This is a genomic window from Mesorhizobium sp. WSM3224 (assembly GCF_000427725.1).
Taxonomy (GTDB): domain Bacteria; phylum Pseudomonadota; class Alphaproteobacteria; order Rhizobiales; family Rhizobiaceae; genus Mesorhizobium.
The window spans coordinates 106,963-123,455 of the sequence record NZ_ATYO01000009.1 but is presented as its reverse complement, the minus strand read 5'-3'; the positions used below and the strand labels follow the sequence as shown (position 1 = coordinate 123,455).

Annotated in this window: 13 protein-coding genes; 5 read left to right on the top strand and 8 right to left on the bottom strand. The window is 63.7% G+C overall.

Translation table 11 applies throughout. From position 1 onward, the window contains the following. Window positions 1-42: 42 nt before the first annotated feature. On the bottom strand, window positions 43-1,095 hold the full coding sequence (locus YU3_RS0117535; protein ID WP_245273531.1) for a permease: 1,053 nt from the start codon (window positions 1,093-1,095) through the stop codon (window positions 43-45). 42 nt (window positions 1,096-1,137) lie between these two features. Here YU3_RS0117535 and YU3_RS36720 point away from each other — a divergent pair, with 42 nt between their 5' ends. Then, the gene (locus tag YU3_RS36720; RefSeq protein WP_051333977.1) at window positions 1,138-2,010 is read left to right on the top strand and encodes a LysR substrate-binding domain-containing protein; all 873 of its coding nucleotides are present in this window, start codon (window positions 1,138-1,140) and stop codon (window positions 2,008-2,010) included. A gap of 35 nt (window positions 2,011-2,045) precedes the next feature. Here the strand turns inward: YU3_RS36720 and YU3_RS0117525 are convergent, their stop codons facing one another. Beyond that, window positions 2,046-4,640, bottom strand: coding sequence for a TIGR02302 family protein (locus YU3_RS0117525; RefSeq protein ID WP_027167473.1), 2,595 nt, complete (start codon window positions 4,638-4,640; stop codon window positions 2,046-2,048). 114 nt (window positions 4,641-4,754) lie between these two features. Continuing rightward, complete coding sequence (locus tag YU3_RS0117520) at window positions 4,755-5,696, bottom strand: threonine/serine dehydratase (RefSeq protein WP_027167472.1); 942 nt, start codon at window positions 5,694-5,696, stop codon at window positions 4,755-4,757. A 50-nt stretch (window positions 5,697-5,746) separates the two neighbouring features. Here YU3_RS0117520 and YU3_RS0117515 point away from each other — a divergent pair, with 50 nt between their 5' ends. Then, window positions 5,747-6,049 (top strand): metalloregulator ArsR/SmtB family transcription factor, encoded by a 303-nt coding sequence (locus YU3_RS0117515; protein ID WP_027167471.1) that lies wholly within the window; start codon window positions 5,747-5,749, stop codon window positions 6,047-6,049. 21 nt (window positions 6,050-6,070) lie between these two features. Here YU3_RS0117515 and lysA read toward each other — a convergent pair whose 3' ends face one another. From lysA to argH, 3 genes are all read right to left on the bottom strand, one after another. Then, a complete protein-coding gene (lysA, locus tag YU3_RS0117510; RefSeq protein ID WP_027167470.1) occupies window positions 6,071-7,339 on the bottom strand; it encodes a diaminopimelate decarboxylase in 1,269 nt (422 codons plus the stop codon). A gap of 158 nt (window positions 7,340-7,497) precedes the next feature. Next, window positions 7,498-7,704 carry a lipoprotein gene (locus tag YU3_RS0117505; RefSeq protein ID WP_027167469.1) on the bottom strand — a complete coding sequence of 69 codons (207 nt, stop codon included), beginning with the start codon at window positions 7,702-7,704 and terminating at the stop codon, window positions 7,498-7,500. A 129-nt stretch (window positions 7,705-7,833) separates the two neighbouring features. After that, entirely contained in the window at window positions 7,834-9,234 is a 1,401-nt protein-coding gene (gene argH / locus YU3_RS0117500) for an argininosuccinate lyase (RefSeq protein WP_027167468.1), read from the bottom strand. 33 nt (window positions 9,235-9,267) lie between these two features. On the opposite strand from argH, the gene YU3_RS0117495 reads away from it, so the two are divergent. After that, a complete protein-coding gene (locus YU3_RS0117495; RefSeq protein ID WP_027167467.1) occupies window positions 9,268-9,951 on the top strand; it encodes a TlpA disulfide reductase family protein in 684 nt (227 codons plus the stop codon). A 170-nt stretch (window positions 9,952-10,121) separates the two neighbouring features. On the opposite strand, the gene YU3_RS0117490 is transcribed toward YU3_RS0117495, so the two are convergent. Next, on the bottom strand, window positions 10,122-12,578 hold the full coding sequence (locus YU3_RS0117490) for an EAL domain-containing protein (protein ID WP_027167466.1): 2,457 nt from the start codon (window positions 12,576-12,578) through the stop codon (window positions 10,122-10,124). 209 nt (window positions 12,579-12,787) lie between these two features. Then, window positions 12,788-13,828 (bottom strand): endonuclease/exonuclease/phosphatase family protein, encoded by a 1,041-nt coding sequence (locus YU3_RS0117485; RefSeq protein ID WP_027167465.1) that lies wholly within the window; start codon window positions 13,826-13,828, stop codon window positions 12,788-12,790. Window positions 13,829-14,081: 253 nt separating this feature from the next. Here YU3_RS0117485 and YU3_RS0117480 point away from each other — a divergent pair, with 253 nt between their 5' ends. Together YU3_RS0117480 and YU3_RS0117475 are read left to right on the top strand one after the other, a co-directional pair. Beyond that, window positions 14,082-15,434: an extracellular solute-binding protein gene (locus YU3_RS0117480; protein ID WP_027167464.1), complete on the top strand. Its 1,353-nt coding sequence runs from the start codon at window positions 14,082-14,084 to the stop codon at window positions 15,432-15,434. A 174-nt stretch (window positions 15,435-15,608) separates the two neighbouring features. Next, window positions 15,609-16,493, top strand: a complete 885-nt coding sequence (locus tag YU3_RS0117475) for a sugar ABC transporter permease (RefSeq protein WP_027167463.1) — start codon at window positions 15,609-15,611, stop codon at window positions 16,491-16,493.

Genomic DNA, 16,493 nt, shown 5'->3' with positions numbered 1-16,493 from the left:
CGAGCCCGAGCGCCTTCTGTTGCAAATCTACAAAGTCAACGCTCACGAAAAAAGCGTCCAGAGCGCTTGGAAGACATAGCCGATGGCCAATGATCCCGAAACCGCGAGTGCGACGAACAGGGCGATGGTTGACGGCCTAAGGACCAAAGCCACAGCCATGACGCCCCAAATACTCACCGCGCCACCTGAAACGAGGAGTGCCATTGCCGCGCCGGGCGACATGCCGAGATCAAGTAAGCCTCGAACCAATGGCAGTGCCGCAAGGCCGTCGAGATACATCGGTGCACCGACCAGCACTGCTAGCGGGATAGCGTAGGGTGAGTCTTCGCCGATGTAGTTTGTGAGGAGATGAGACGGCACAAGGTCCCGCAACAGGAACTCAGCCGAAAAGGCAAACGTCAAACAAATCACGACGGTTCTTGTTGTGGAAACAAGATTTGCTCCAAATGCACGCATACGCGCGGGGTCTCGCCAGATTCGGAAAGATAGATCCGTTGGCAGGCACGTGCCACACAGTCCACTCTTCATAGCCCCTTGTGCCCGCAACGGGTTTTGGACCATCTGTGTACGAGCGAGGAAAGCCGTCATCGCGCCGGAAAAGGCGCCCAGCGCAAAAGCCGCAAGCATCTTTCCGATTGCAAATCCAGGACCGAGCAGCACCCACGTCGCGGTAAGCATTGTGGGACCGGTAATAGGCGAAGAAAGCCAAAATGCCATGATCGGCGCAAGCGGAACGCCAAATCCAAGCAATCCGGTCGTGAGCGGCAGCACCGTTACGCCGCACACAGGTGTCACGGTGCCGATACCCGACGCGATCAAGACAGTTGCGACAGGGCGTCCCCTGAACCACCGTGCTGTGATCGTCGCCGCCCCACTGGCCGCAACCCAAGCCGAGATAATTAGCCCCGTTGCAATCATCAACGCGACGTCTGCGAAACTATCCAAGACAAAACGGAGCGTCTCATACGCCTTTTGTGGCCACGTAAGTGCGACGACAACTGTCAGAACAGCTGCTGTCGCCCAGATCAGTTGCTTTCTTTGAAGCCTCGGGAGCGCGACAATCATGGCATCACCCTCTTTGGGCCATTCATACATCGCGGGCTTCCATAGGTGAAACGAATAGCTTAAATATCAGCTATGAGCGTTGACGATGGTAAAAACCCTCAACTGGACAGCGAATTGCTGCGCACGTTTCTCTCCGTGGCCAAGGCAGGGAGCCTTAGCGGCGGCGCGGCTCGCCTGTTGCGAACGCAGTCCGCCGTTAGCCTACAAGTGCAGAAGCTGGAGAGCGTCATCGGGCAGCGCGTGTTCGAAAGGCACGGCCGCGGAGTTGCCATGACTGCAGCCGGCGAGCGGCTGCTGCCCGTCGCCCGTGATGTTGTCGAAATGCTGAATCAGGTGATGGCCGATCTGCGCGCAGCGCCAGCTGAGGAAGAGGTCCGCCTCGGTATACCCGAGGAATATGGCGACACGATCCTACCGTCTATTCTGGCCACCTTCACGGAGGTGGAGCCCACGGCTCGAATTTTCGTGCGCTGCAGTTCGAGCATGGAGTTTCCACATGCGCTTGCTGCCGGTGAATTGGATCTGGCTCTGCACTCGCCTGAACGGGTCTCGAAAGACGACGTCGTTGTCCATAGTGAGCGTGCCGTGTGGACCGGCTCCACTTTCCACAATGTGGAGGCCCGACGACCTCTGCCGGTGGCGCTGTTCGACAAGGCTTGCTGGTGGAGGGAGCGCTGTCTCGACCTCCTTCGGAAATCCGGACTGGACTATCAGATCGTTTGCACCAGTCAGAGCGTTTCAGGGGTTCGCGCCGCGATCGCCGCAGGCGCAGCGATCGGCGTGTTGCCGCAAAGCACACTGACAGATCGCATCAGGGTGTTGGCGGATGAGAGGCTGCCGCAACTGGGTGAAACGCATCTGGTGCTCAGCGAGTCGTCGCAGGCTCCTCGGCGGCTCGCCGACAAATTGGCAGCGATCATCTCGCGGACATTCGAGAGAAGTTAGCCGTACGTGACCATGCACAACGGAGTGGGTGAGCTTTATTTCAGCTCCAGCAGCCGTTCGAGATAGCTGCGCTCGATGTCGGGGCTCAGCGCGTTGCCGAGCCGCTTGCGGATCGCGTCGAGGATCTGGCGGGCACGCTGGACGTCGATCTCGTCGGGAACCTTGACCGAAGTGCCGTCGTCGGGGCCATTGGTGGCGCGTGGGCGTCCGAGCGGATCGCGGTCCGCATTCTGCTCGCGGCCGCCCTGCTCGCTGCCGCCCTGGTCGCCCTGCATGGCCTGCATCTGCTTCATCATGTCCTTGGCGCCGCGGCGCAGCGCCTCCAGCGCCCGGCCCTGGTGACCGACCGCCTGGTCGCCATCGCCTTGGCCTAGCGATTGTTCGGCATTGCCCATCGATTTGCCGGCCTCGCCGAAGCCCTCATTGGGTTCCATGCCAAGGCCTTCCAGACCTTTCTTCAACTGGTCGAGCTCGCTCTGCAGCTGCCCCTGGCCTTCCTGCAGCTGCTTCAGCGCATCGGCCAGATCCTTCGGCGACATTTTCGGCCGGCCCAGCGGATCGCGGTCCTGGCCGGGGCCCGGCTGCTGCTGCTGCTCGTCGGACTGGCCCTGTTCGCCATCCTCGCCAAGCTGCTGCTGTTCGCCGCCCTGGCCACGCTGGCCGCGCTGCATCTGGTCCAGGCGGAAGGTGTCGTTCATCATCTCCTGCTGGCGGCGCATGATATCGCCGAGCTTGTCCATCTGCTGGCGCAGCTCGCTGTCCTGCTCGCCGCCCTGCTGCTGGCGGCCGGCCTGCAGGTTGTTCATCATGTCCTGCAGCTCGGAGAGAAGCTGCTGGGCCTTGTCGCGATCACCCGATTTGGCCAGATTCTCGATCTGGTCCATCATTCGATCGATATCGCTTTGGCGCAGCTCGCGGCCGTTCTGCTGCATCTGCGGCGCGTTCTGGTTCTGCTGCGCGCGCTGGGCGAATTCCTGCAGGAACTGGTTCATCGCCTCGCGCAGTTCCTTCATCGCCTTTTCGATCTCCTGATCGCTGGCGCCGTTCTTGATGGCATCCTGCAACGCCTGCTGCGCCTGGCGCAGCCGCCGCTCTGCGGCCGACAGATTGCCTTCCTCGATGCCGAGCGCGATCTCCCAGAGATAGGACACCACGTTGCGCAACTGGTTGTCGCTCTCGGAGAGCTTCAGCCGGCTCCTGGCGCTCATGATGGCGAGATAGTTCGACATGTTGTCGAACGTGTCCTCAGGCCGCAGCGTGATCGCATCCATCAGGTCGAGAACGCGCGGCTTGGCATTGGTGTCGAGCGCCAGCAGCCGGCGTTGTTCGATCACCGCGCGGGCCAGCGGGTTGGCGAAGGGCCGCTCCGGCATCGCAAGCGTCTTGGTGTCGGTGGTCGCGGTGTGGCCTGCGTCGTCCGTAGCCGTGAGCGTGAGCTTGATGTTGCTGCCGGCCCAGACATGCTCGGTCAGGTCCTTGGTCGTCTTGGCAGCGTTGGCCTTGCCGCCGCGGCGCGGCAGGGTCAGCGGCATATCGGGCGGGCCGTAAAGCGGATGCGAATTGGCCGCCGGCGGATCCGACAGCTCGAAAACGGCCTTGGCGGAAGCGGCGCCGTAGTCGTCGGCAATCTCGTAATTGAGCTCGATGGCGCCGTTGACGGCGCGTTTCGGCTCGCCGACGAAGCGGATCGTCGGCGGCTTGTCGGGAATGACGGCAAAGGCCCAGTGGCCGAGATCGCTTTCAGCGGATTTCAGCGTCAGCGTGCCGTTCGTGTTCAGCTTACCGGAGAACTGGCGCACTTTGGGCGCGGTCTGGCCGGCGGCGGGGACGGGTCCCTTGGGTGCCGCGGGCTCGATGGCGCGGGCATTGCCGCCGGCATCGGCGTAGCTCAGCGTTTCCTCGCCTGAACCGCCGGTGACGCGCAGCGAAACGTCGCTGCCTTGCGGCACGGAAAAGGTCTGGACCGCCTGATTGGCATCGGCGGTCAGGAACAGCGGCGCCTTGCCGGTATAGGCGGGTGGCGTCACCCAGGCGTCGATGCGCGGCGGCACCGCATCGCGCGTGGCGCGGGCGACAAACCCGTCGCCGACCCTGCCGCCAAAAGGTCCGAAGGAGAAGGCCAGGGCAGTGACGAACAGCAGCCCCGCCACGGCGCGCAGGCCCCAGCGGTCATAGTCCGGCACGCCGGTGCGCGGCCCGTCGGCGCCGAGGCTCGAAAGCCTCGCGGCCATTCGCTTCTGGTGCTCGCGCCACAGGGCTTGCGAGAATATGCTCTCGGCACCGCTCGGCCGGTCGGTCTGCACCTGCACCGGGCTGTGCAGCAATTCGTTCGCCGCCTCGATGCGCCTGTCGACCTCGGCGGCCGACGGCATGCGGAAGAAGCGAAGCGGATAGAGCGCCGCGATCGCCGCCAGCGTGAACAGGATCAGAAGGCCGATGCGCGCCGTGTCCGGCAGGCGCGGGAACAGGCCGAACCATGAAAAGCTGAGGAACAGGCTGATGACGACCAGCAACGGCAGCACAAGCGGCCAGGCGCGCTCGAAGAGCATCGAGACGCGCGTCGCCAACCGGCTAAGCGCCAAGCGCCCGGCCAAGCCGCGTTCGCCGCTGGAAATGGGTCGTTGCGTCATCGGCCCTTCCTGCCAGGGCACAATAGCCCGGACGTCATCGCTAGAAGGATAGCAACAAACACGGCAAAGGCGAGGCGGGTTCCAAAAACGTGAAGTGGTTTGGCCGGGTTATGATCAGAAATTGGCGGGATTCGTGTTGGAACCGCAGACGAGGACCGCCACGCGCTCGCCGTCCGACGGCACATAGCGTCCGGAAAGCATGGCGGCGAAGGCCGCGGCGCCACCCGGCTCGGCGATGATTCGCACGCGATCCCACAGCGCCTTCTGCGCTGCGACGATGTCGTCGTCGCTGACCAGGATCGAGCGCTCGACGAAGGCCTCGGCGATCGGGAACATCATCTCGCCGACGCGCTTGGGCGCCAGCGAGTCGGCGGCAATGCCTTCGGCGGGGGCATCGACCGGCCGACCGGCCTCCAAAGCGCGGTAAAGCGTCGGCGCGCCCTCCGGCTCGATGGCGATGATGCGGATACGGCCCGAGAACCAGGCGGCGATGCCGCCGATCAGGCCGCCGCCGCCAACGGCGACCAGAAGCGTGTCGATTTCGGGCAAGTCCGCCTCGATCTCGAGGCCGAGCGTGCCCTGGCCGAGCAGCGTTTCTTCCTGGTTGAAGGCATGGACCTGCAGCGCGCCGGTCCTGGCCGCAAAGTCTTCGCTGGCGGCCAGCGCTTCGGCGTAGCGTGCGCCGCCGACCACCAGCTCCGCGCCGTAACCGCGAATTCGCGCGAGCTTTGCCGGCGGGCTGACCTCGGGCACGAAGATGGTGGCTTTGTGCCCGAGCTTCATGGCGGCGTAAGCGACGGCGGCGCCGTGATTGCCGCCGGACGCGGCGACCACGCCGGCCTCGGGCACCTGGCGTTCGAGCAGGTTGGTGAAGGCGCCGCGCGCCTTGAAGGAGCCGGAATGCTGCAGGCATTCGAGCTTGAGATCGACCGGGAAGGCGGGACGGCCGAAGTCCGTCATGTCGATGCGCATGACCGGTGTGTGGCGCACATACGGCCGGATGCGCGGCTCGACGGCGGCGATGCGCTCGCGCGTGATCGTTCTGGTGTTCAGCATGGCCTGCTCCTCGGGGTTGACTTCAATTAGTAACTTAGCAAAATGGCTAAATGCAAGAGGTCGACATCTTCAAGGCGATCGCCAATGAGCGCAGGCTGCAGATACTCGATTGGCTCAAGGATCCGCGCGCGCATTTTCCGCGCCAGGCCGATGGCGACCTGGTCGAGGACGGCGTCTGCGCGCTGCTGATCGCCGAAAAGCTCGGCATCACCCAGGCGACGCTCAGCGAACATATGCGGGTGCTGACTCAGGCCGGTCTGCTCAGCGCCAAGCGCACCAAGCAATGGATCTTCTATCGTCGCGACGAAGGTCGGATCGCCGAAGCCAAGGCGCTGATCCAGCAGAAGATATAGGGCCTCATCGAGCGGAGAAGGCTATTTCAGCCAGTCCGGGATCGAATCCAGCCCCAGGAGTTCCTCATAGGTCTGACGCGGCCGCACGACATGGAAGCGGTCGCCGTCGACCAGAACCTCCGGCACCAAAAGCCTTGTGTTGTATGTGCCGGCCTGCACCGCGCCATAGGCACCGGCGGTGGAAACGGCGATCAGGTCGCCGGCCTTCAGCCTCGGCAGGTCGCGGTCGAGACCGATGAAGTCGCCCGTCTCGCAGACCGGACCGACGACATCGACCTTCATGCGCGGCGTCGAGGCCGGCTGCTGCACCACCGGCTTGATATCGTGGAAGGCGTCATAGAGCGTCGGCCGGATCAGGTCGTTCATGGCGGCATCGACGACGAGGAAGTTCTTCGCGTCGCCTTCCTTCACATAGATGACCTGCGACACCAGGATGCCGGCATTGCCGACGATCAGGCGGCCGGGCTCGAACATCACCTTCAGGCCAAGCTTGGTGACGTGCTTCCTGACGATGTCGGCATAGGCGTCTGGCAGCGGCGGCGGGTTGTTGTCGACGCGGTAAGGAATGCCGAGGCCGCCGCCGAGATCGATATGCTCGATCGCGTGTCCGTCGGCACGCAGCGCCCCGACCAACTCGACAAGCAGCGCGAAGGCATCGTCGAACGGCTGCAACTCGGTGATCTGGCTGCCGATATGGGTGTCGATGCCGGTCACCCTGATGCCTGGCAGGTGCGCGGCACGGGCATAGACCTGCCGTGCCCGCTGCCAGGGAATGCCGAACTTGTTCTCAGCCTTGCCGGTCGAGATCTTCTTATGCGTCCTGGCGTCGACATCCGGATTGATGCGCAGCGAGATGGGCGCCACCTTGGAGAGCGCCACGGCGCGCGCCGACAGCAATTCCAGCTCCGGCTCGGATTCGACGTTGAAGCAGAGAATGCCGGCGGAAAGGGCGAAATCCATCTCGCGCGGCGTCTTGCCGACGCCGGAAAACAGGATCCTGTCGGCCGGGATGCCGGCGGCCAGGGCGCGGCGCAACTCGCCTTCCGAGACGACGTCGGCGCCTGCGCCCTGCTTGGCCAACGTCCTCAGAACGGCCTGGTTGGAGTTCGCCTTCATGGCGTAGCAGACCAGCGCGTCGAGGCCGGAGAAAGCTTCCTTGAAGACGCGGAAATGCCTGGTCAGCGTCGCCGTCGAATAGCAGTAGAACGGCGTGCCGACCTCGGCTGCGATATCGGGGATGGCGACGTCCTCGGCATGGAGCACACCGTCGCGGTAATCGAAATGGTTCACGAGGATCGGTTCCGGAAAGTTAGAGCACGATGAGATCGAGCGATCCCATCGGCTTTAAAGCGCGTCGCGCTGAAACGGATCCAGTCGACGCGCTTTAAGTTTTTGTTTTGATGCATGTCGTTCTCCCAAAACCGCTGCGCACTTTTGGGCGACATGCATTAGAGCAAGGGGTCGAGGATGAACTTCCTGTCCTTGACCGGTTTCTCCGGCTCGGGCGGCACCGGCTGCTTGGCGCGTTCGGCATCCTTGCGCGCCTGCTCCGCCGCCTCATAAGGCGTGTCGAGCCCGGTCTTCCTGCCGCAGGCCGTGACGGTGACAACCGCCGCCAACAGCGCGAGCGTCACCAAAATCCTGCCACGGGTCATCGATCCATCCGTTCGAAACTGTTTCTCGTGCCGCCGCTTTTAGCCGAGTTTTCAGCGCATTGCATCCCGGCAATTGTGTTGATGCATGTCGTTGTCCCAGAACCGCTGCACACTTCTGGGCGACATGCATTAAGCCTTGGCGAGCCGCTTTTTCCAGTAGCGGATCTGCTTTCGCACTTCCGACGGCGCGGTGCCGCCGAAGCTTGTGCGGCTCTTCACTGAATTCTGCACGGCAAGCACCGAGAAGATATCGTCGGTGATGCCGGGATGGATCGAACGCAGGTCCTCCAGCGAGAGCTTCTCCAGCCCGACCTTCTTTTCCTCGGCGAGCGCCACGGCGCGGCCGGTGACATGATGGGCTTCGCGGAAGGGCAGGCCGAGATTGCGCACCAGCCAGTCGGCAAGGTCGGTCGCGGTCGCATGACCGGCGCCGGCCGCCTTCTTCATGGCGGCGGCGTTGACGGTCATGTCGCGCGCCATGCCGGTCGTCGCAGCCAGCATCAGGTCAAGCGTCTCGGCGGCGTCGAAGACCGCTTCCTTGTCCTCCTGCATGTCCTTGCCATAGGTCAACGGCATGCCCTTCATGACGGTCAGAAGGCCGACGAGATGGCCGTAGACGCGGCCGGTCTTGCCGCGCACCAGTTCGGCGGCGTCCGGGTTCTTCTTCTGCGGCATGATCGAGGAGCCGGTGGAGAATGAATCCGACAGGCGGATGAAGCCGAACTGCGGCGTCGACCAGATGATGATCTCCTCGGCGAGCCTGGAGAGGTGGGTCGCGCAGATCGCGGCAAGGCCCAGGAATTCGAGCGCAAAGTCGCGGTCCGAAACGCTGTCGAGGGAATTGCGCGTCGGCTCGCGGAAACCGAGCGCCTTCGCCGTCATGTGGCGATCGATGCCGAAGCTGGTGCCGGCAAGGGCCGCCGCGCCCAGCGGGCTTTCATCCATGCGCTCGATGGCGTCGTGGACGCGCGAGAGGTCGCGGCCGAACATCTCGACATAGGCCATGCAATGGTGGCCGAAGGTCACAGGCTGCGCGGCCTGCATATGGGTGAAGCCGGGCATGACGCTCGCCGCGTGCTCCTCGGCGCGTTCGAGCAACGCGGCGATCAGGTCCTTCAACGCCCGGGCGACGCGCTGGCATTCTTGCTTGACCCAGAGTCTCAGGTCGACCGCCACCTGGTCGTTGCGCGAGCGGGCAGTGTGCAGGCGTCCCGCCGCCGGGCCGATCAGGTCGGCAAGCCGCGCCTCGACATTCATGTGGATGTCTTCCAGCTTGGTCGAGAATTCGAACGTGCCGGCCTCGATCTCTTTCAGAATCGTGTTCAGCCCGTGAGCGATTTTTTCTTGATCGGCTGCCGAAATAATGCCCGTTTCAGCCAACATCTCGCTATGGGCGATCGATCCGCTTATGTCCTGGGCATAGAGCTTGCGGTCGAAGCCGATCGACGCGTTGATCGCTTCCATGATCGCGGCCGGACCCGAGGCAAAACGTCCGCCCCACATCTGGTTGCTGGCCTTCTTGTCGCTCATCGCTATAACCCGTGCTCCGGAGCAGTTTTGAAAATGGCAGACGGCAGTAAATTTTTGTTCCCGGCTACCCGCCTCATCCTCGCCGCCCTGGTGGCGGGCGTGCTGGCCGGCGCGGTCGCGGTATATGTCAGCGAGAGCGGTTCTGGCAACAATGCTCCGGAGAAGGTCGCCGCTACCGCCGGCAAGGACGATGCCGCTTGCGCGGCCAAGGCCGCACGGGCCAAGCAGGTCGCCGCGAAAGCCGTCGGCCAGGTCGCGGCGCTGCAGCCGGCGGATCCGCCGCAATCGCTGAGAAGCCTGGCCTTCAACGGCCCAGACGGCAAGCCGATGACGCTTGCCGACCATGCCGGCAAGACGGTGCTGCTCAATCTCTGGGCAACATGGTGCGCGCCGTGCCGCGCCGAGATGCCGGCGCTCGACGCGCTGCAGAAGGACAAGGGCAGCAATGCCTTCGAGGTCGTGGCGGTCAATGTGGACACCGGCGACGACACGAAGCCGAAGAAGTTCCTCAAGGACATCGGCGTCGAGACGCTCGGCTATTACCGGGATCCGACGATCGCCCTGTTCAACGAGGCCAAGACCCGCGGGCTGGCGCTTGGACTCCCGGTCACCATGCTGATCGACGCGGATGGCTGCCTGATCGCGCATATGAACGGCCCGGCCGAATGGTCGAGCCCCGACGCCAAGCGGCTGGTGGAAGCGGCGCTCGAACCCTGATCGTGTAGTCTTTTGTATTGACGCAATTCCGGACGGAAAACCGCTACGCACTTTTCCTGGAATTGCTTAAAGCGTGTCGCGCTGAAACGGATTCAGGCGACACGCTTTAAGTCTTTGTTTTTATGCATGTCGTTGTCCCAGAACCGCTGCACACTTCTGGGCGACATGCATTAGACCGAGCGCGCGGCCGCGGCGGGCTCGAGCATCAGGATGCTGCCGCCGCCCCTGACGCCGCCGGCCTTGATGCCGTCACTGGCTTCCGGAGCACCCGTCAGCTCGCCGAACGCCTCGATCGGGCCGGGTCTGCCTAGAAAATATCCCTGGCCGATGTCGCAATCCTCGGCATCGAGAAAGCGCAGCTCGTCCAGCGTTTCGACGCCTTCGGCCAGTACCGGCAGGCCGAGGCCGCGCCCAAGGCCAAGCACGGCGCGCACGATGGTCGCGACCTGATCGTTGCGGTCGACCGATTTGATGAAGGATCCGTCGATCTTGATCTTGTCGAAAGGGAAGGCGCGCAGGTTGGACAAGGACGAATAGCCGGTGCCGAAATCGTCCATCGCTACGCGCACGCCGAGCGCCTTGATCTGGCGCAAGGTGGCCAGTGCCCGCGGCATGTCCTTGACCAGCGCCGTCTCGGTGATCTCAAGCTCGAGCCTGCCGGCCGCCAGGCCCGAACGAAGCAGCACCTCATGCACCTTGCGGCTGAAATCGGGACTGTGGAGCTGCACCGCCGAGACGTTGACGGCGACCGTCAGCGGGTTCTTCCAGCTCGCGGCCTCCTCGCAGGCCGTCGCCAGCACCCATTCGCCGATCTGAGCGATCGAGCCGCTGTCCTCGGCCACGGGGATGAACACCGAAGGCGGGATGTCGCCGCGTTGCGGATGCTGCCAGCGGATCAAGGCCTCGAAGCCTACCATCCTGCCGCTGCTGATTTCCTTCTGCGGCTGGTAGACGAGCCGGAACTCGCCGCGCGCCACCGCCTGGCGCAGGTCCTGCTCCATGATGCGCCGATCGCGCGCCTCGGCGCCCATCGAGGCCTCGAAATAGCGGAAGCTGTCCTTGCCTTCGGCCTTGGCGCGATAGAGCGCGGTGTCGGCATGGCTGACCAGCGCAGCCGGCTCGTCGGCATCGAGCGGGCAAAGCGCGATACCGATGCTGGCCGATACCATGCCGCCGGGCGATAGCCGGTTTTCCTGGCGGAGCGCCGAAAGCAATGCTTCGGCGATACGGCCTGCCGCCTGCGGATCGGGAAGGTTGGGAGCGATGATGGCGAATTCGTCGCCGCCGAGCCGGGCCAGCATCTGGCCGTGGCGCAGCACGCCAGAGGCGCAGTGCGCTACCTTCTGCAACACGGCATCGCCGGCGGCGTGGCCGTAGATGTCGTTCACTTCCTTGAAGCGGTCGAGATCGAGAAGCATGAGCGCCAGCTGGCCGCCCTTGCCGGCATCTTTGCCGCCTGGAGCGGCCGCGGCGATCTCGGCTTCCAACCGGCCGGTGAAGCTGCGGCGGTTGGCAAGCCCGGTGAGCGGGTCGTAATGCGCGAGGCGCATGATCTCCTGCTCGGCCTTCCTGCGCTCGCGGATGTCGCGGACGGCGACGACCAGATGCGGCCTGCCGCAATAGTCGATGCTTCTGGCGATCAGCTCCACCGGAACCGGGCTGTCGCCCTGGCCGCGGAGGCCGGCTTCCTGCGCCTGTCCGTTGCCGACGGCGACGGCCGAAGCAATCCGCTCCCCGAACAGGTCGCCCAGCGTCATGGTGTTCAGCACCGCGGCGGCGATGCCGCTCAGGGCTGCGATGCTGTCATTGGCGCTGACGATGCGGTCGCCGTCGCAGACGATGAGGCCTTCGACGGCGGCATTGGCGAGGCCGTGCATGCGTTCCGCTTCGATCCGGTGACGGCGAAAGCGCAGGTCGATCCACAGCGCCGCGGCCGCCAGCACCAGGATGACCAGGCTCGCCGCGGCGGCGGCGAAGGCCTGCGACATCGGCGCGATCGTGAATTTCGAGACCTCGATCGAGGAATCCGGATAGATCGAGACGGCAGCCATGGCGATGAAATGCAGCGTGCAGATCGCCAGCGTCAGCAGGATAGCGCCGGCGACCGTCGCCAGCATCGACGGCCGGCGAAGCACGACAAGCAGGGACAGCGCGGCAAGAATTATGCCCGAGGCCAGCGAGGCGGCGACCAGCAGCTGGTTCCAGACGATCCGGCCTTCGACCTCGAAGGCCGCCATGCCGGTATAATGCATCGCTGCGATGCCGATACCGAGCACGGCGCCGCCAACGAGGTAGTGGTCGATGCCGCCGCGCACGGTCGCGATCCACATGCCGGCCGCGGTCAGAATGACCGACATCGCCAGCGAAGCCACCGAAAGCTCGGCGTTGTAAGCGTTGGGTATTCCCGGCGTGAAGGCGATCATGGCGATGAAGTGCGTCGCCCAGATGCCGAAACCGGTCGATGCCGCAGCAATCAGCAGCCACGCGTGACGGTTTCGACTGGTCGATTGGTTGACATGACGAAGCAGGTTGACGGCGGAAAAACATGAGATCCCGCAAATGAGCGCGGCCAGTGCGACCAGTCTCAGATCGTGTTCATTCACGATACAATTATAGACGGTCAGCATCTTGCTTCACCTGATCTACCCGCATCAATCAAGGCAACTTGATTGATTAGGGCCGGACGACTGAAGAATCGATTATGCCGCCCGCAACCGTTGCGTGCTTTCCAGGTTGTATTGCCGGGAGGGTTATGCGCCGGATCGATTTGTTCGGATCGATTAGCCCGGGTCGATTGGGATTGTGTCGATTGGGATCGTGTCGATCCGAGAGGCCGTCACTTCACCCGCACCGTAACCACCAGCGCCTCGTGGTCGGCGCTCGGGCTGCCGTCCGGCAAGACCGCCGGCAGCGTCGCCGGCGCGCTTGCCGCAAGGCCGCGCGTGAAGAACCAGTCGATATGGCCTGCGGGCGTGGCGTCGCCGGCCGCGCGCCGCTGCGTCGGCTTGTCGAACGCGTTGGCGTCGCGCCAGTCGTAACCGCGTTCGGCCATGATCGCGAAGAGGGGCTCGTGGCGGTCGGGGCGCATCAGACGGTCCGGCTCCGCGGCAATGCGCTTTAGCCACGCCGCAGGGTCGTCATTGCGTTCCGGATAGGTTGCGGTCAGCGTGTTGAAGTCGCCGCCGATCAGGACCGGCGCTTGCGCGTCATATCTGTCGATGGCGTCGAGCAGGTGGCGTGTCTGGTCGGCACGGCCGGCGGGCGCGGTGCGGTTCTCGAGATGCGCCGAAACGACGGTCACCCTGCGGTCGCCGACCATCACCTGGCCGCCGAGCGCCATGCGGCCGCCGATACGCGGCTGGCCGTGCTCCGGCAGGAACCACGCGCCGGCCGCATCCAGGCGAACAAGAAAAGGCCGCAGCAGCGGAACGGCGCTGGTTACGGCATTGCCATGGAAGCCCTCGATGTTCTCGGCGCCGCCATTTGACGCCTGCTCCGTTTCGTTGCCGGTGCCGAGCTCCAGGAATTCGACGCCGTAGGCGAAGGAGTGGCCGAGCCGTTCCGCAAGCCGGCTCAACAGATGGCCGTTGCCGGAGCGCGCCATGCCCTTGTCGACCTCGGACAGCAAGACGACGTCCGGCACCTGGCCGGCGATCGTTTCGGCGATGGCATCGACATGACGGAGCCGCTCGACGTTCCAGGCCATGACGGTCAAGCTCTCGCCGGCGCACTGGCGCGACGCCCGGCCGCCGATCTCGATCTCGCCGAGGGCGGGAATGGCGGCCGCGTGACGCAGATGGGTGGCGCTGTCGCGTGGCCCGTCCCGCATTGCGTTGCGTACTGCGACAGGCACGTGCGTGAGCTGCGGGACCAGCATGTCTCTTCTCATCCAGTTAGCCGGTTAATCACGGAAGATCTTTTCGCCGCGTCGGCGCGCCCTAGCTTCCTAGAGCGCCGGTGTGACGTTTTCATGCCAGCGCGACCGCTGCCAGGGGAGGAGAGACTGGCTATCCACAGGGGCTGCTTACCGGTCCAGGGGCCACAACAGAACTGTCACATACCTTCTCTATGAGAGCGGGCAAGGACTTGCGCAAAACCCTTGTCACACTACCACTCAAGAGGGAAAAACCATGACGATCATCCAGCGGGGCTTTGCTGCCCTTGCCGCCGGCGCGCTCAGCACCGCGCTTGCGGTTCCTGCTTTTGCAGAGCCGGTCAAATTCGATTTCTGGTTCGGTCTTTCGGGCGATCTCGCCCGCGTCGTCGATACGCTGTGCAAGAACTTCAACGATTCCCAGAAGGACTACGAGGTCGTCTGCACCAGCCAGGGCAATTACGACGCCACGCTGCAGAACACGATCGCCGCCTTCCGCGCCGGCAAGCAGCCCACCGTCGTCCAGGTCTATGACGTCGGCACCGCCACCATGATGCTGTCGGGCGCTTACAAGCCTGCCGACAAGCTGATGGAGGAGAACGGCTACAAGATCGACTACAGCGACTATTTCCCCGGCATCGCCCGCTATTACGCGACCTCGAAGGGCGAGATGCTGTCCTTCCCGTTCAACTCGTCCACGCCGCTGATGTACTGGAACAAGGACGCCTTCGCCAAGATCGGCAAGACCGAGGCGCCGAAGACCTGGGAAGATGTCGCCGCCGACCTCAAGGCGCTGAAGGACGCCGGCTATGATTGCCCGATGGCGATCAACATCTCGGCCAATGAAAGCTGGCAGCTGATGGAGCAGTTCTCGGCGCTGCATAACCAGCCGGTCGCCACCAAGAACAACGGCTATGACGGTCTCGACGCGCGTCTCGAAGTCAACAAGACCAAGTTCGTCCAGTACGTCACCGATCTCAAGAAGTGGTATGACGCCGGCCTGATCAAGATCAAGTCGAAGGATCTCGGCCAGGATATGGTGCAGGCCTTCGCCACCGGCACCTGTCAGCTCATCCTGACCTCGGTCGGCGACCATGGCACGGTCGGCCGCACCCAGAAGGAAGGCATGAACTGGGACGTCGCCGAGCTGCCGGTCTATGCCGGCACCGAGCGCAAGAATTCGCTGGTCGGCGGCGCATCGCTGTGGGTGCTCTCCGGCAAGTCGGACGCCGAATACAAGGGCGCGGCCGCGTTCCTCAACTTCATCCACGACCCCAAGACCGCTTTGTTCTGGTCGACCAACACCGGCTACATTCCGGTGACCAAGTCGGGCTTCGAGTTCATGAAATCCCAGGGCTTCTACGACAAGGCGCCCTACAAGGGCCGTGAAGTGGCGATCGAGAGCCTGACCGCGTCGGAGCCGACCGAGATCACCCGCGGCGTTCGCCTCGGCAACTTCACCCAGATCCGCGCCGAGTTCGGCACGCAGATGCAGGCGATCTTCGCCAACAAGGTCAGCGTGCAGGAAGGCCTCGACGCACTGGTCAAGAACGGCGACGCGATCCTCGCGCGCTTCCAGCAGACCTATCCGGGTAAGACCCTGCCCTGATCCCGGATACTGGAACGGCCGCCCGCCGAGAATCGACGGGCGGCCATTTCACATCTAGGTTGAGAAGAAGGCGGCCAGATCTCTAAATCAAAGAGATAGAGCATGATGTCACCCGAAAACCGCTTCACACTTTTCGGCATCATGCTCTGACGGTTCAACGGCATCGGCGGATCGATGGAAAAACGCGTCACTTTCGGCAGATGGACGATCGGCATCCTGTTCGCGGTGCCCCAACTGATCCTGATCTTCACTTTCTTCTACTGGCCTGCCGGCCAGGCGGTTTACTGGTCGCTCACGCTGCAGCAGCCCTGGGGCGGCGGCAACATCTGGGTAGGCCTCGATAATTTCCGCTCGATCCTGTCCAACGCCGACTACTGGAACTCGATCAGCGCCAGCCTTGTCTTCGCCGGCATCAGCACCGGCCTGGCGATGTCCATCGCGCTTGTGCTCGCCGCCTTGACCGACCGGCAGCTTGCCGGCTCATGGCTGTATCGCGTGGTGCTGATCTGGCCTTATGGCATCGCCGCGCCCGCGCTGGCGCTGGCATTTCGCTTCATCCTGGCGCCGGAAGCCGGCTTCATGGCCGTCGTCAACCAGGTCTGGCCCGGCGTCTGGGATCCCGGCCTCGACGGCTCCGATGCCATGGCCTCGATCATCGTCGCTTTCTCGTGGAAATATGTCGGCTACAATTTCATCTTCTTCCTCGCCGCGTTCCAGGCCATCCCGCGCTCGCTGATCGAAGCGGCCGCGATGGACGGCTCCGGCGTCATCAGGCGTTTCTGGGACATCCAGTTCCCGCTGATCACGCCGACGATCTTCTTCCTGCTGGTCATCAACATCACCGAGAGTTTTCAGGATTCCTTCGGCATCGTCGACATCATGACATCGGGCGGACCGGCGAACGCCACCAATCTGATGGTCTACAAGATCTATTCCGACGGCTTCAAAGGCCTGGATTACTCGGGAGCCGCCGCGCAGAGCATCATCCTGATGCTGCTCATCATCGCCCTTACCATCGTTCAGTTCCGCTTCATCGAGCGGCGCGTGCATTATCGTTGA

Bases quoted from the DNA above. Each gene is read 5' to 3' on its own strand.
- YU3_RS0117535 (WP_245273531.1), bottom strand. From the start codon at position 1,095: ATGTATGAATGGCCCAAAGAGGGTGATGCCATGATTGTCGCGCTCCCG.
- YU3_RS36720 (WP_051333977.1), top strand. From the start codon at position 1,138: ATGAGCGTTGACGATGGTAAAAACCCTCAACTGGACAGCGAATTGCTG.
- YU3_RS0117525 (WP_027167473.1), bottom strand. From the start codon at position 4,640: ATGACGCAACGACCCATTTCCAGCGGCGAACGCGGCTTGGCCGGGCGC.
- YU3_RS0117520 (WP_027167472.1), bottom strand. From the start codon at position 5,696: ATGCTGAACACCAGAACGATCACGCGCGAGCGCATCGCCGCCGTCGAG.
- YU3_RS0117515 (WP_027167471.1), top strand. From the start codon at position 5,747: ATGCAAGAGGTCGACATCTTCAAGGCGATCGCCAATGAGCGCAGGCTG.
- YU3_RS0117505 (WP_027167469.1), bottom strand. From the start codon at position 7,704: ATGACCCGTGGCAGGATTTTGGTGACGCTCGCGCTGTTGGCGGCGGTT.
- argH (WP_027167468.1), bottom strand. From the start codon at position 9,234: ATGAGCGACAAGAAGGCCAGCAACCAGATGTGGGGCGGACGTTTTGCC.
- YU3_RS0117495 (WP_027167467.1), top strand. From the start codon at position 9,268: ATGGCAGACGGCAGTAAATTTTTGTTCCCGGCTACCCGCCTCATCCTC.
- YU3_RS0117490 (WP_027167466.1), bottom strand. From the start codon at position 12,578: ATGCTGACCGTCTATAATTGTATCGTGAATGAACACGATCTGAGACTG.
- YU3_RS0117485 (WP_027167465.1), bottom strand. From the start codon at position 13,828: ATGCTGGTCCCGCAGCTCACGCACGTGCCTGTCGCAGTACGCAACGCA.
- YU3_RS0117480 (WP_027167464.1), top strand. From the start codon at position 14,082: ATGACGATCATCCAGCGGGGCTTTGCTGCCCTTGCCGCCGGCGCGCTC.
- YU3_RS0117475 (WP_027167463.1), top strand. From the start codon at position 15,609: ATGGAAAAACGCGTCACTTTCGGCAGATGGACGATCGGCATCCTGTTC.